Source organism: Eubacterium multiforme (assembly GCF_030813415.1).
GTDB lineage: Bacteria > Bacillota > Clostridia > Clostridiales > Clostridiaceae > Clostridium > Clostridium multiforme.
The window spans coordinates 317,713-331,151 of sequence record NZ_JAUSUF010000001.1; the positions used below are offsets into that span (position 1 = coordinate 317,713).

Genomic DNA, 13,439 nt, shown 5'->3' on the forward strand with positions numbered 1-13,439 from the left:
TCTCTATAAAATTACCATGTATTTATTTTACCCAATATGATTACCCTATATTTAGTAAATATTTTTAACCTTCATCATATTTTATAAAGAGGTGATAATTACTATGTACAATAAAAGTATAAATGAGGTATTAACGGAATTTTCTTCAGATAAGATAACAGGTTTAACAAAGGAAGAAGCAAAATTAAGGTTAGAAAAAAATGGCTTAAATAAATTAGAATCTAAAAAGCCAAAAACTATTATTAGTATATTTTTTGATCAATTAAAGGATGCAATGATTTATATATTAATTGCTGCCGCTATAATATCAAGTATTATGGGTGAATATAGTGATGCAATAATAATACTTATAGTTATTTTAATAAATGCAGTAATAGGTGTAGTTCAAGAATCTAAGGCTGAAAAAGCTTTAGCTGCATTAAAACAATTATCCACTCCTAAAGCATTAGTTAAAAGAGATTCAGAAATTATTGAAATTCCTTCAGAGGAAGTTGTCCTTGGAGATATTGTTGTTATTGATGCTGGAAGATATATCCCCTGTGATCTTCGTTTAATTGAAACAGCTAATTTACAAATAGAAGAATCTGCCTTTACAGGTGAATCCCTTCCTGTAACTAAAGATGCAAATAAAATTTTTAAATCAGAAGAAAAAGCACCTCCAATTGGAGATAGAATTAATATGGCATATATGTCTACTCTTTCAACCTATGGTCGTGGAATTGGAGTATGTATATCTACAGGAATGGATACTGAAATTGGAAAGATTGCAAAAATGCTTCAAGAAGAAAAGGAAGATATGACTCCTCTTCAAAAAAAGTTATCCTCCCTTGGAAAAATTTTAGGTATAGCTGCCCTTTGTATATGTATTCTTATATTTATTATTGGAATGTTTCAAGGAAGAGATTTATTTGAAATGGCATTAACTTCTATAAGCTTAGCAGTTGCTGCAATTCCTGAAGGTCTTCCTGCTATAGTTGCTATAGTTTTAGCCCTTGGAGTTCAAAGAATGATTAGCAAAAATGCAATTATAAAAAAACTTCCTGCTGTTGAAACTTTAGGCTCTGTAAATATAATATGTTCAGATAAAACTGGTACATTAACTTTAAATAAAATGACTGTTAGAAAAATTTATGATAATACTAATTTAATGGATACTTCATCTATTAAAGATATTAATGAAAATACAAATATATTATTAGAAACAATGATTCTCTGTAATGATGCAACCTCTTCTGATAAAGGTGGTACAGGTGATCCAACTGAAGTTGCTCTATTAGATATTGGAACTTCCTTTAATTATTTTAAAGAAGATTTAGATCAAAAATATGAAAGATTAGATGAAATCCCCTTTGATTCTGATAGAAAACTTATGAGTACATTAAATAAATATGATAATAAATTTAGGATTCACACTAAAGGTGCAATAGATTCTCTTTTTAAAATTTGTACTAAAATTTTAATTAATGGTGAGATTAAACCATTAACTGATGATATAAAAAAAGATTTACTATCAAAATCAAACTCAATGTCAGATGAAGCCTTAAGAGTACTTGGGGCAGCCTATAAAGATTTGGATTCTAAAGATATTAAAATTTCAGATATAGAAAAAGATTTAATATTTGTTGGTTTAATGGGTATGATTGACCCTCCAAGAAAGGAAGTGAAAGATTCAATTAAACTTTGTGATAGAGCAGGTATTAAAACAATAATGATAACTGGTGATCATAAAAATACTGCTTATGCAATTGGAAAAGAACTTGGAATATGTAATGACTTTAGTGAATGTATAGAAGGAAATGAATTAGATAGACTTTCTATGGATGAACTTAAAAATAATATAAATAAATATAGAATTTTTGCTCGTGTTTCTCCAGAGCATAAAGTAAAAATAGTTAAAGCCTTTAAATCTCACGGAAATATTGTTTCTATGACTGGTGATGGTGTTAATGATGCACCTTCTTTAAAATCTGCTGATATTGGTGTTGCCATGGGAATAACAGGCACTGATGTTGCAAAGGGTGCTGCTGATATGATACTTACTGATGATAACTTTACTACTATTGTTGATGCAGTTGAGGAAGGCAGAAATATATATTCAAATATAAAAAAATCAATAACCTTCTTACTCTCCTGTAATTTTGGAGAAATAATTGCCTTATTTATTGCTATAATTTTAAACTGGGCAGCTCCTCTTAAGCCAATTCATATTTTGTGGGTAAATCTTATAACAGATAGCTTTCCAGCCCTATCTTTAGGTGTTGACCCTTTAGATGATGATGTTATGAATGAACCTCCAAGGACTAATGCAGAGGGATTATTTACTAAAGGAACACTTATTACTTTAATACTAAATGGACTGACAATTGGAATAGTTACGCTAATTGCATTTTTAACTGGATTAAAATACTATCCAAATTCAATTACTCATGCTCAAACTATGGCTTTTGTAGTTCTTAGTGTTTCTCAACTTTTCCTATCCCTTTCTATAAGAAATGCTAAAAAATCTATTTTTAAAATTGGATTATTTAAAAATAAATATTTAATCTTTTCAATTTTAGGAGGAATAGCACTTCAATTAATAATAATATCAGTTCCTTTTTTAGCATCAATATTTAAAGTATATCCACTTTCCTTTGGAGACTTTGGATTTGTATTTTTAATATCATTAGTTCCTCTTATCCTTAATGAGATAAGTAAACTATTTACAAAGAAAATTAAATATTAAATTTATTATATAAAAAGAACCTATATATGTTAGACTATCTTTTCAGATTTTCTACTATATATAGGTTTAGTTTTTAGTTAAAGAGTTTTAATATATTACTATTTTAATTTTGTTCCTTCTTCACTTTGTTCAATTAGGCCTTCTTTCATTAAGCCACCTAAAGCCATCTTAAAATAATTTTTACTTGTTTCAAAAACTTCTCTGATTTCTTCTGGATTAGATTTATCATTATATGCCATTGCTCCGCCATTTTCTCTTAAATACTTAAGTATTCTTTCTTTAACTTCTGATCTAGCATCTAATCTTTTCTTTCTTGTTGATAAACCAATAGTTCCATCTTCATATATCCTTTTAACTCTAGCTTCTACTTCTTCTCCTGGATATATAGTTTCAATATGCTCATTTCCAAGTATTATACCTCTATATTTACCATCTATTGCAACTTTAATTGTTGTTGAAGTTCCTTTTCCATAAGATATCGCCTTAACTATATCATCAACTTTAAAGTCTTCTCCTTGATCTAAATAATCATCAACATCTGTAGTTGCTGCAAGTCTTCCTGTTTTATCTAAATAAGCATAAAACAGATATTTTTTGCCTACTAAAAGCTTAAATCTTTGCTCTTTAAATGGTACAAATAAATCTTTTTCTAATCCTATATTACAAAAAGCTCCAAATTTGTTTTCGTCAACAACTTCTAAATATGCAACCTTTCCAACTTCAATTAATGACTTTTTCATAGTTGCAACTGGTCTTCCTTGAGAATCTGTATATGCAAATACTTCCACTTCATCTCCAACTTCTAATTTATGTCCATCTAATAATGATTTAGGTAATAATATTTCATTATTTTTATCATCACCTAAAAAGAACCCAAAATCTCTTTCTTTAACAACTTCTAGTTTATTATATTCACCTATTTTTATCATTTTTCCTCCTAATTTAAGCATATTCTCTGCTTAATTCAATATAATGTTTTGCAGAATTTCTTATTCCTTCTATCTCTTCTTCTGTTAATCTTCTAACTACTCTTGCAGGATTTCCAAGTATTAAAAGGCCTTCCCCAAATTCTTTATTTTGAGGAACTAATGAACCAGCTCCCACAATTGAATTTTTACCTATCCTTACACCATTTAATATTATTGAACCCATTCCTATTAATGTATTTTCTCCAATAATACATCCATGAACAATAGCTCCATGCCCTACCGTTACATTTTCTCCAAGATTTACTTCAAAATTATCCTCTACATGGACAATTGAATTTTCCTGAATGTTAGTTCCTCGTCCAATATATATTCTATTGACATCTCCTCTTAATCTACTTCCAAACCAAATGCTGCAATTTTCTTCTACTACAACATCTCCAATTATATCTACACTTTCTGATATATATGCACTTTCACTAATCTGTGGTTTTCTACCTCTAAAATCTTTAATCATCTTAATTCATCTCCATGTAAAATTCTTATACTATTTTATCATCTAAACAAATCATTGTCATTATTTTATATGTTATATAACTATATATAATTATAAACAATTTTAAGGATATTATTTATGAGTAAACATTCTAAAACTGATATGAGCATTTTTAATTCAAAAGAATTTAATGTATTTTATGGTATACCAAACTGCTATACCTCCTATTCTTTAGGGTTAGCTAATCCTTATGAAGCTCTAAATTATGGATATCATAATAATTTAGATTTTTTAATAACTACAGACCAAAATAATCTTTTAGCTCAAAATTCATCTCATGATAAAAATAATAAATCCAAGTGGATATCATCTCAAAGTATAGGAAAAAAATTTTTAAAAAAGAGAGATAATTTTATTTACTTACTAGGTTTTGAAGGAAAAACTGCTTCTTATGGCAATATTGATATAATAAATTCAAATACATTTTTTACTGGAGAAATTACAGATATTAATTTATTAATTTTTTGGATGCTTAATAATCCAAATGCCTTTATAATCATAAAAAGGCCTCTTAAAGCAACTTTATCCCTTCCTTATAGTAAAATACTAAATAGTATGATTACATCAATAGAGGTATGCTATGGCGCATTTGGAATGCGTTACAGCAGAAGGGAAAAATATTATTTTAATCTTTTAGATGCAGGTTGGAAACTTGGAGCAGTAAATAGTCAAAATAATAAAAAATTAGATTTTGGTGATTACGACAATCTTACAGGGGTAGTCCTTCCAAAACTTACAAAATACAATCTAATAGAAGCCTTTAGAAAACGTAGAACCTTCTCTTCTGAATCAAAAAGTCTAATCTTTTATTTTTTAGGTAATGATACTTTTATGGGAGGAATTCTACCTTCTCCTTGTGAAAAAATAAAATTTTCTATCCTTTTAGAAGATAAAAATTATCCAATAGAAAAAATAGAACTAATAAAAAATGGTGGAAAAATAATTCATACTGTAAAAAATATAAACCTATACAAAATAAAATATTTATACGAACATACATTAGAACCTGATGAAAGCTGGTTTTTAATAAAAGTCTATCAAAAGGAAGATAGAATTGCCATAAGTTCTCCAATATTTGTCCAATAAAAAAATCCAAAGTTCTTACTTTGGATTTTTATCTTTCATATGTTTAGCTCTATTTGGTTTAGCCTTTGACTTTATAACAATTTTCTTTTCTGCCTTTGGTCCACCAGTTTGTTGTATATCCATAAACCATAAGAAAAGAACAACAATAATAGGTGTCATAACTAAAGAAACCCATTGTATTTTAACTAGTCCTACCATTTGCATAACAAGTAATATGATAGCTATTGCAAGTGGTATAAACTTATTTATACGTATTTTAGGAAATACATATTTTTTACAAAGCATATATAATCCAAATATAATTGCTAGCATTACTACAAATTGTAAAATTGTAAATAATATTCCAACCATAAATTAACCCTACCTCCTAATTATTTTATATAATTAATATAAGTTAATTTTCTAATCTTTTCAAGTATAATAATTATAAAATTAACTTTATTTAAATTTTATTACCATTTAGTAAACTTTATGTTGTTTTTATTAAAATAATAATATTTCTTAAATTTTTTAAACATTTTTCAATTTTACCTTCCTGAAATGATGATTTTTTGATAAAATATATGTTGATTTATAAATTTATTAATTCCAAGAGGTGATTTAATGGCTATAAATACACATTTACAATTAGATGAATTAGATCTTCAAATATTAGATTTATTAATAAAGGATTGTAGAACACCATATTTAGAAATAGCTAGAATATGTCATGTAAGTGGCGGTACTATTCATGTTAGAATGAAAAAAATGGAAGATATGGGTATAATCAAAGGAACACGTATCATTCTTAACCTTCCAAAATTAGGCTATGATGTTTGTTGCTTTGTTGGTATCTACGTAGATAAGACTTCTTCATTTGATTATGTAATTAAAGAAATACAAAACATTACTGAAGTTGTAGAGTTACATTTAACTACAGGAGATTACTCAATGTTTGCAAAATTGATATGCAGAAATATTGCTGACTTACAAGATGTACTAATGAATAAAATAAACAATATTTCTGGAATTCAAAGAACAGATACATTTATATCTCTTTCTCAATCAATAGACAGAAATATAACTTTATAAACTAAATGAATAATACTTTCTTAAAATGTTAATACTATAGTATGAAAAAAATATTTTAAGGAAGTGTTTTTTTATGAAATTTCTTGATACTTTAGCACTTTTATTAGTAATAATAGGTGCAATAAACTGGGGACTTATTGGATTTTTCCAATTTGATTTAGTTAAAAACCTATTTGGCGATATGTCAACTTTAAGCAGAATTATATATTCAATTATTGGCATAGCGGGTCTTTATTCAATTTCATTTTTTGCTAAAAGCAAATATGTAAATGATTAATTAATTTTAAATTTGGGGTGAATATACTTTCATCCCAATGAATTTATATAAAATATTTTATATAAATATAATTTAAAATTATAAAAAAAAGGTTGAATTTTTTAATTCAACCTTTTTTACTTAATATTTGTATTCTATTTAAAACCTAAAAGTAATCCTACTTGATATACTATCGTTGAAACTATTAACGCAACAACAAATGTTCCAACAGCTGTAAATATTGTCCACTTAGTTGAGTTTGTTTCTCTCTTAATTGCTCCAAGTGCCGCAAGACATGGAGTGAATAAAAGTGTCATAACCATATATGACATAGCTGATAAAGGAGTGAAATGAGCAGCTATTGCACTAGTAAGCTGAGCTCCTTCTGATACTCCAGCATATAACATACCTAAAGTAGCTACAACAGTTTCTTTAGCAATTATTCCTGAGAATAGTGCTACCGAAGCTTGCCATGTAGCAAATCCAGCTAAAGCATATAATGGTGCTATAAAGTTTCCAACCATTCCAAGAATTGAGTTTTCTCCATATTGTTCTACTCCAAATGGTAAAACTGATAATAGCCATATTACTATAACAGCTGGGAAGATTATAACTCCAGCCTTTTTAACGAAAGCTCCACCCTTTTCCCAAGTTAAAGTTAACACATTTTTAATTGATGGAACTCTATAACTTGGAAGCTCCATTACAAAATATGATGTATCTCCTTTAAATAATGTCTTACTTAAAAGTTTTCCACAAAGTAATGCTATTATAATTCCTAATGCATAAAGGCTTACTAAAATAAGTGAAGCATGTGTTTGGAAGAATGCATCAATAAATACTAAGTATATTGGAAGTCTTGCTCCACAAGATACAAAAGGATTTATAAGTATAGCTATCATTCTATCCTTTTTACTTTCCAAAGTTCTAGTTGCCATAATACCTGGAACATTACAACCAAATCCGATTATCATTGACACAAATGTTTTACCATGTAATCCTAAAGCTCTCATAATTCTATCCATAATATAAGCAGCTCTTGCCATGTATCCACTATCTTCTAATAATCCCATTAAGAAATACATAACCATAATTAAAGGTAAGAAGCTAAGTACAGCTCCAACACCTGCAAAAATTCCATCTCCTACAAATCCAGTTAAGAAATCTGGCGCTCCCATTCCTTGTAATTTATCAACTACAAATCCTCCAGCATCTCCTATTAAATCTCCAACCCATTCTTGTACAGATCCACCAATTTTAAAAGTTATATCATATAATACGTACATTATAATTGCAAATATTGGTATTCCAAAAAATTTATTTGTAACAACTGCATCTATTTTATCTGATACTGTTTTAACAGAATTTTTAGGTTTTTTAAGTATTCCTTTAGTTATATTACTAATATAATTATATCTATCATCTACTATTGCCATTTCTGGATCTAATCCTTCTGACTCTATGTATTCATCTATAAGTTCATCTGTATTTTTTATAATATTATCGTAACCTTTTTCCTTTATGTAACCTCTTATGTAACTATCATTTTCTAATAATTTTAAGGCTATCCATTCTGATGAATAATCTAAATTTTGACTATTAAGTTCAAGTTCTCTTTTTAATATATCTACTTTTTTCATTAGCTTATCATTAATATTAAAGTTTTTATTACTTTTACCACTAATATTAATTGCTTTTTCTATAAGATCCTCTATTCCATCTTTTTTTGTTGCTACAGTTTCAACAACTGGAATTCCTAATCTTTTAGATAACTCATCAGAATTTATATTTATTCCCTTACTTTTTGCATTATCCATCATATTAAGAGCTAAAACTACATTTACACCAAGTTCAAGTAATTGAGCAGTTAAATATAAATTTCTTTCTAAGTTAGCTGCATCAATAACATTTATAACTACATCAGGCTTGTCTTTGATTATATAATCTCTTGCAACAATTTCATCTTCTGAATATGCACCTAAACTATATGTTCCTGGTAAATCAATTATGCTGTATTCCTTATTCTTATGCTTTAATATACCTTCTTTTTTTTCTACTGTAACTCCAGGCCAGTTTCCTATATGTTGTCTTGATTTTGTTAAAATATTAAAAATACTACTTTTTCCACAGTTTGGATTCCCTGCTAAAGCTATTTTCATCTTCTTGATTCCCCCTTAAACTTCATTTTTATTCTGCTAAAATTTTCTGTGCCATTCCTTTGCTAATTGCAAGCCTTGAACCGCTTATCCCTATTATTAATGAAGAACCATCATTTTTTATTATTTCAATTTTTGTCCCTCTATTAACGCCCATTTCTTTAATTTTTTTGCCCATTCTCTCATTCATTTGAATATCTTTAATCATTACTGATTTTCCTTCTGAAACAAATGATATTGGTATCATAAAAAACACTCCTTATATTAAAATTGCATCAGCCTCTTCTTTTCTTAATGTTAATTTGTACCCTCTAACAAAAACTTCAATTGGATCTCCTAAAGGAGCTTTACCTGTTATTTCTATTGAAACTCCTGGAGTTATTCCCATATCCATAAGTTTCCTCTTTACTAAACTTTCCTTGTTAAGACCTTTAACTACCAGCTTGTCTCCAACATTATAATTACCTATCTTTTTCATAAAAACACCTCTTTTAATATTTTTCTAGCTAACTTTAATCTCTTTTAGCTAAAGCTAAGCCTTTATCTGTAAATTCCCATTTAACTATGGGATTTAATGATTTACTACTACATCCACAACTGCATTTTTCACATTTTGTTGTACTGCAACTCTCCCTTTTTATGTATCCACTAAGCTCTAATTTTTCTTTATATTGAGCTACTATATCTTCACTTATATCTAATGCCTTTGCTATTCCCTTTACAGAAAAGTCATGACTTTTATACATATAACTTATAATTTGTTTTAACATCTAATCACCTCATTGATATTGATTATCACTACTGCTATACTATTCATTTTCCACTTATTTGTCAACTTTTTCAATGTTTGTATAAATTAATTAACTCATTGATTCTTTTTATTAATAAGTCTAGCTTTAATTATCGTTGTCAATTGATATTATTTTTCATTTATTCCATTGAATAAAAGGAGCTAAGATAACAAAAATGTTAACTTAGCTCCTTAATTTTTTATATTTTATAACTTTTTAATTTCTTCAAATAATTCTAGTGCAGCATCTCTTGGACCTTTCTTTTCTTCTCCCTTAACACCAAGACAAGTTCTTAACTGACCAACTTTAACACTACCCTTAAACATTGCATTAAAATATTTATCTAATAATATATCAGTTTCCTCTTGTTTTTGTGCAGGTCCAAATGGATTTGCAAAATATGATTCAACAAGTCCTGTTTCTGATGTAGTTCCCTTTGCCATTCTAGCACCTGATCTAAATACTTTAATAGCATCCTTTGCATTATCAAAATAACTTATTGAATTTTGTCCTTCTAAAACTTCATCATAATTGTTTGCATAATAGAATAAATCTACTTCATATCCTTTTACAATTGCATTATATGGTGCAACTGGCATAACAAGTCTTGCATTAATTTTGTCTGGATTCATAAATATACTTCTATCCATTTCTTTAAAAGCATATCCTTGATCTAAATCATCTAATCTTACAAAGGCACCTATCTCTGTACCATAACCAAATATTTTTCCATCCTTTAATTTAAATGTACCCATATCGTCAAATATTATTGTCATATCTGAAATATATTCTTCACTTAATGTTCTAAATGCTTCTAAGCTTTCTGACTTTCCAGCTCCACTATCTCCCATAATTGCTACATTTGCAGTTTTACCGTCCTTAAGAACTATATTTACCATAGCTCCATGTATTGGAAGATTTCCTCTTTTTATCATTATTAAGTTATGAAGTGTTAGTGTCATCTTTTTCATATAACCAAAATAATCTATTTCTTCAGAATGATTTATATATCCAACCATTATGTCGTTTTTCTTATCTTCATAGAATACTGTTTTTAATTCACTATCCTTTTCTTCATCTCTAACACCAAACATGAAAATCATATCTGGCTTTCTTCCTCTACACTCTTCTTTTCTAGCCATTTCAAAAAGGTTACATAAAGTTATTCCATGTTCCATAAAATCTCTATGGAAATAAATATATGCTAAAAGTTCACCAACTTTTGCAGGATAACAGAACCAATGATCCTTATTCATACTTGCATATTTTAATGGATTTTCCTTTATTTCACTAAACATTCCTGTTCTTGTATTTCTCTTTGGGTAAGTAATAAATGGAGTTTCTAAAAGTATACTATCTATAAACGGTATCTTTTCTAATATTTCATATCCATCTGGAACAGGCCATATTATTTTATTTAACATAAGACATGAATTTCCTCCAGCAGGTATTTGTCTAAATACCTTTGGTTGAACTCCCAATACATTTTTTTCAATTTTTCTATAAAGACGTAAAATTAATTTTGATAATCCATCATTAGCTTCTGTAAAACTCATTTGAGCTAATCCACCATCAACTTTACCTCCATGTACTAATGTATATCTTTCAAGTCTTCTCCAGAATAAATAAAGTCCTTCTATTAATCTTATAAAATCTTCTTTATTTTCTAATAGCCCTCTATAATGTTCATTAAATTCAATTATTTCTTCTACATTCATTACTGTTAAAAACTTAAAAATTCTTATTAATTCTTTTCTTAATTTTATAACATCATCACAATTTAATGATTCTTGTAAATATCTATAATTTAATGAATTCTTTTTCTTTGCATTTTTTAAAAATGAATCTAATACTCTTCTAAGACCATCACTTTCTAGTAAAGATTCAAATGTTGCACAGTACTTTGCTGTGAAGTTAATTATTACTTTATCATTGCTCATTGAAAATTCTTTTTGCATAATTTTGCCCCCTCATGAATTTTTTACACTTCGAAAATTGCATTTTTATCATTATTTTATTAATTTAAACCAATTATATCACACTTTTTGAAATTTTGTGAACAAAAATTTTTCATTTTTAGAATATATTCGTTTACATACAAATTATTCCTTAAATTTTTTTGAAAACTTTTGTATTAAAAAAAAGTTGCTATGTAGCAACTTTTATTTTACCCAAATCATATTATTTATAACCTCTTTTTGTACTCTTTCAGTTAATGTTTTTTCTTCCTCTTTAGTTAAATTATCAGTATAAATAGGTTTTCCAAAAACTATTGTAACTTTTCCTTTAGAAAATTTTCTATTGTCTTCAAAACATTTTGATGTTCCATCTATTGAAAATGGAACTATTGGTACTTTAGCTTTTGTTGCAAGTTTAATACTACCTTTTTTAAATTCATGAACCTTTCCATCTTTAGCTCTAGTTCCTTCTGGAAATATTGCCATATCATATCCACTTTTTAAAAATTCTACACCCTTTGCAATAACTTTAATTGCTTCTCTTACATTATCTCTATCTAAAGCTACACAGTTCATATGTTTAACCCAAAATCCTAATACTGGAACTTTAAGCACTTCCTTTTTTGCTATAAATCCTATTCCTCTTTTTGAAGCATATCTTAATACTGGAATATCTAATATACTCATATGGTTTCCTATAAATGTACATGTTTCATTAGGTATATTTTCATAGCCCTTTATTTCAATATCCATTCCAACTGTTTTTATTGTAACTTCACTCCATTTACCAAAAACATCTTGTCCATACTTAAATGCTTCCTTTTGTCCTTTAGTTTTATATATATAATTAAATTTAATTCCTTTTAATCTTACAAAAATCATATATATTCCATATTTAATCATCTTAAATATTTGCATTTTATTAGCCTCCTAGCATTTTTCTTAAGTCCTTAATATAATAAACTTTTCTTTATCTTTATTATTATACAATATGATGATAAACTATTACAGTATATATTATATAAGGAGGGATTCTTTGAATAAAAAGTTTAGAAATTTATTATGTATTTTAATGCTATTATTGTCAACTGTTTTATTTGGATGTACTAATTCATCTGATAAAACTAACTTAAATTCTTCATCTTCATCTAACATGCTAGTTCATTATATAAATGTTGGACAAGGAGATGCAGAACTAATACAAGTAAATGGGGAAAATATGCTTATTGATGCTGGACCTAGATCAAATGAAAAAGATATAATCTCATATTTAAATAAACTTAAAATTAAAAAATTAGATTATGTTATTGCTACTCATCCTCATGAGGATCATATAGGTAATATGGCTGAAATAATTAACAAATATGAAATAGGAAAATTTTATGCTCCTAAAATAGAACATAATACAAGAACTTTTGAAAATATGATTAAAGCTCTTAAAAAGAAGAATTTAAAAATCAATGTTATTAAGGAAGGAACTGATTCTATTGACTTAGGTAAAAATACTAAAGTTACAGTATATTCTCCTAAAGCTAATGGTTATGGTGATAAAGGTGATTTAAATAATTACTCTCCAATAATGAAAATAACTTATGGTAAAAATTCTTTCTTATTTACAGGAGATGCAGAAAAACTTGAGGAAAGTTATGTATTAGGTAAAAATTATAACCTTAAAGCAGATGTTTTAAAATTAGGTCACCATGGTTCTTCTACTTCTACAACTGATAAATTCTTAAAGGAAGTGAATCCTTCCATTGGAATTATTTCCTGCGGAATAGATAACAAATATGGTCATCCTCATAAAGAAACATTAAAGAAACTAAAAAAATATAACATTAAAATATATAGAACAGATAAAGATGGTACTATAGTTCTTTCAAGTAACGGTACTGATATTACTAAAAAATAAAAATT

The 13,439-nt window shown here is 27.4% G+C and carries 14 protein-coding genes; 5 read left to right on the forward strand and 9 right to left on the reverse strand.

Annotation, left to right across the window (positions count from 1 at the left end; all coding sequences use genetic code 11):
- Positions 1–103 precede the first annotated feature (103 nt).
- On the forward strand, positions 104–2,725 hold the full coding sequence (locus tag J2S18_RS01460; RefSeq protein WP_307482306.1) for a cation-translocating P-type ATPase: 2,622 nt from the start codon (positions 104–106) through the stop codon (positions 2,723–2,725).
- Between the two features lie 98 nt (positions 2,726–2,823).
- Here the strand turns inward: J2S18_RS01460 and J2S18_RS01465 are convergent, their stop codons facing one another.
- Positions 2,824–3,654, reverse strand: a complete 831-nt coding sequence (locus J2S18_RS01465) for a CvfB family protein (protein ID WP_307482308.1) — start codon at positions 3,652–3,654, stop codon at positions 2,824–2,826.
- A 13-nt stretch (positions 3,655–3,667) separates the two neighbouring features.
- A complete protein-coding gene (locus J2S18_RS01470; RefSeq protein ID WP_307482310.1) occupies positions 3,668–4,168 on the reverse strand; it encodes a gamma carbonic anhydrase family protein in 501 nt (166 codons plus the stop codon).
- Positions 4,169–4,285: 117 nt separating this feature from the next.
- Here J2S18_RS01470 and J2S18_RS01475 point away from each other — a divergent pair, with 117 nt between their 5' ends.
- Positions 4,286–5,293, forward strand: a complete 1,008-nt coding sequence (locus J2S18_RS01475) for a CehA/McbA family metallohydrolase domain-containing protein (RefSeq protein WP_307482313.1) — start codon at positions 4,286–4,288, stop codon at positions 5,291–5,293.
- 15 nt (positions 5,294–5,308) lie between these two features.
- Here J2S18_RS01475 and J2S18_RS01480 read toward each other — a convergent pair whose 3' ends face one another.
- The gene (locus tag J2S18_RS01480) at positions 5,309–5,644 is read right to left on the reverse strand and encodes a hypothetical protein (RefSeq protein ID WP_307482315.1); all 336 of its coding nucleotides are present in this window, start codon (positions 5,642–5,644) and stop codon (positions 5,309–5,311) included.
- Positions 5,645–5,896: 252 nt separating this feature from the next.
- On the opposite strand from J2S18_RS01480, the gene J2S18_RS01485 reads away from it, so the two are divergent.
- Positions 5,897–6,364 (forward strand): Lrp/AsnC ligand binding domain-containing protein, encoded by a 468-nt coding sequence (locus J2S18_RS01485; protein WP_307482318.1) that lies wholly within the window; start codon positions 5,897–5,899, stop codon positions 6,362–6,364.
- Positions 6,365–6,437: 73 nt separating this feature from the next.
- Positions 6,438–6,641: a DUF378 domain-containing protein gene (locus J2S18_RS01490; protein WP_307482321.1), complete on the forward strand. Its 204-nt coding sequence runs from the start codon at positions 6,438–6,440 to the stop codon at positions 6,639–6,641.
- 134 nt (positions 6,642–6,775) lie between these two features.
- Here the strand turns inward: J2S18_RS01490 and feoB are convergent, their stop codons facing one another.
- The 6 genes from feoB to J2S18_RS01520 form a co-directional block, all read right to left on the reverse strand.
- Complete coding sequence (gene feoB / locus J2S18_RS01495; protein ID WP_307482324.1) at positions 6,776–8,779, reverse strand: ferrous iron transport protein B; 2,004 nt, start codon at positions 8,777–8,779, stop codon at positions 6,776–6,778.
- Between the two features lie 28 nt (positions 8,780–8,807).
- Complete coding sequence (locus tag J2S18_RS01500) at positions 8,808–9,023, reverse strand: FeoA family protein (RefSeq protein WP_307482327.1); 216 nt, start codon at positions 9,021–9,023, stop codon at positions 8,808–8,810.
- 12 nt (positions 9,024–9,035) lie between these two features.
- Positions 9,036–9,254, reverse strand: coding sequence for a FeoA family protein (locus tag J2S18_RS01505; protein ID WP_307482330.1), 219 nt, complete (start codon positions 9,252–9,254; stop codon positions 9,036–9,038).
- Between the two features lie 34 nt (positions 9,255–9,288).
- Positions 9,289–9,546 (reverse strand): FeoC-like transcriptional regulator, encoded by a 258-nt coding sequence (locus J2S18_RS01510; protein WP_307482333.1) that lies wholly within the window; start codon positions 9,544–9,546, stop codon positions 9,289–9,291.
- A gap of 227 nt (positions 9,547–9,773) precedes the next feature.
- The gene (locus J2S18_RS01515) at positions 9,774–11,525 is read right to left on the reverse strand and encodes a phosphoenolpyruvate carboxykinase (protein WP_307482336.1); all 1,752 of its coding nucleotides are present in this window, start codon (positions 11,523–11,525) and stop codon (positions 9,774–9,776) included.
- A gap of 204 nt (positions 11,526–11,729) precedes the next feature.
- Positions 11,730–12,443 (reverse strand): lysophospholipid acyltransferase family protein, encoded by a 714-nt coding sequence (locus tag J2S18_RS01520; RefSeq protein WP_307482339.1) that lies wholly within the window; start codon positions 12,441–12,443, stop codon positions 11,730–11,732.
- A gap of 76 nt (positions 12,444–12,519) precedes the next feature.
- On the opposite strand from J2S18_RS01520, the gene J2S18_RS01525 reads away from it, so the two are divergent.
- Complete coding sequence (locus J2S18_RS01525; protein WP_442345767.1) at positions 12,520–13,434, forward strand: ComEC/Rec2 family competence protein; 915 nt, start codon at positions 12,520–12,522, stop codon at positions 13,432–13,434.
- The last annotated feature ends 5 nt before the right edge of the window (positions 13,435–13,439 follow it).

What these genes read in the sequence shown, in the direction of transcription:
- J2S18_RS01460 (WP_307482306.1), top strand. Translation starts at nt 104, where the DNA reads ATGTACAATAAAAGTATAAATGAGGTATTAACGGAATTTTCTTCAGAT.
- J2S18_RS01465 (WP_307482308.1), bottom strand. Translation starts at nt 3,654, where the DNA reads ATGATAAAAATAGGTGAATATAATAAACTAGAAGTTGTTAAAGAAAGA.
- J2S18_RS01470 (WP_307482310.1), bottom strand. Translation starts at nt 4,168, where the DNA reads ATGATTAAAGATTTTAGAGGTAGAAAACCACAGATTAGTGAAAGTGCA.
- J2S18_RS01475 (WP_307482313.1), top strand. Translation starts at nt 4,286, where the DNA reads ATGAGTAAACATTCTAAAACTGATATGAGCATTTTTAATTCAAAAGAA.
- J2S18_RS01480 (WP_307482315.1), bottom strand. Translation starts at nt 5,644, where the DNA reads ATGGTTGGAATATTATTTACAATTTTACAATTTGTAGTAATGCTAGCA.
- J2S18_RS01485 (WP_307482318.1), top strand. Translation starts at nt 5,897, where the DNA reads ATGGCTATAAATACACATTTACAATTAGATGAATTAGATCTTCAAATA.
- J2S18_RS01490 (WP_307482321.1), top strand. Translation starts at nt 6,438, where the DNA reads ATGAAATTTCTTGATACTTTAGCACTTTTATTAGTAATAATAGGTGCA.
- feoB (WP_307482324.1), bottom strand. Translation starts at nt 8,779, where the DNA reads ATGAAAATAGCTTTAGCAGGGAATCCAAACTGTGGAAAAAGTAGTATT.
- J2S18_RS01500 (WP_307482327.1), bottom strand. Translation starts at nt 9,023, where the DNA reads ATGATACCAATATCATTTGTTTCAGAAGGAAAATCAGTAATGATTAAA.
- J2S18_RS01505 (WP_307482330.1), bottom strand. Translation starts at nt 9,254, where the DNA reads ATGAAAAAGATAGGTAATTATAATGTTGGAGACAAGCTGGTAGTTAAA.
- J2S18_RS01510 (WP_307482333.1), bottom strand. Translation starts at nt 9,546, where the DNA reads ATGTTAAAACAAATTATAAGTTATATGTATAAAAGTCATGACTTTTCT.
- J2S18_RS01515 (WP_307482336.1), bottom strand. Translation starts at nt 11,525, where the DNA reads ATGCAAAAAGAATTTTCAATGAGCAATGATAAAGTAATAATTAACTTC.
- J2S18_RS01520 (WP_307482339.1), bottom strand. Translation starts at nt 12,443, where the DNA reads ATGCAAATATTTAAGATGATTAAATATGGAATATATATGATTTTTGTA.
- J2S18_RS01525 (WP_442345767.1), top strand. Translation starts at nt 12,520, where the DNA reads ATGATAAACTATTACAGTATATATTATATAAGGAGGGATTCTTTGAAT.